This window comes from Bradyrhizobium sp. 21 (genome assembly GCF_023073335.1).
In the GTDB taxonomy this organism is placed as follows: Bacteria; Pseudomonadota; Alphaproteobacteria; order Rhizobiales; family Xanthobacteraceae; genus Bradyrhizobium.
Window position 1 is genome coordinate 1 of the sequence record NZ_JADPJG010000016.1, and the last position, 555, is coordinate 555.

Below are 555 nucleotides of genomic sequence, written 5' to 3' on the forward strand. Positions count from 1 at the left end.
CTTGAACTATGCTGCTAACGATGCGAAGTCACTGAGTGACGGCCTGAGGCAGGCCGGTGCCAAGCTCTACGAGCGGGTAGAGATCAGGACGGTGCTGGATGCCGAAGCAACGGCTGCCAAACTTGACGCCGTCTTCAGCGAGCTGGCAACGCTGGTGCGCCCACAGGACGTGTTCCTATTTTTCCTAGCCGGCCACGGCAAGACGGTAGACGCGCGCTTCTATTTCCTGCCGCAGGATTTCCGCTACGCAGGCGAAGATTCAATAGTCAAGCAGGGTGTCGGGCAAGATCGGCTCCAGGAGTGGTTCTCCCGGATCAAGGCGCAGAAGAGCGTGCTTTTGTTCGATGCCTGCGAAAGCGGATCATTGGTCGGCGACCGCATCGCGATGCGGGGCATCGAGGAGAAGACTGCGATTGATCGCATGACGCGGGCAATGGGGCGAACGATGCTCACGGCGACAACCGACAGCAAGCCTGCGATCGAAGGGTATCGCGGCCATGGCGTGTTCACGTACACACTGCTCGCCGGCCTCGATGCGGCCGATGCCAACAATGA

The 555-nt window shown here is 60.0% G+C and carries 1 protein-coding gene; it reads left to right on the forward strand.

Going from position 1 to position 555, the window contains the following annotated elements; translation table 11 throughout:
• The coding region (locus IVB31_RS18255; RefSeq protein WP_247324833.1) for a caspase family protein at positions 1-555 on the forward strand (555 nt) is incomplete at both ends.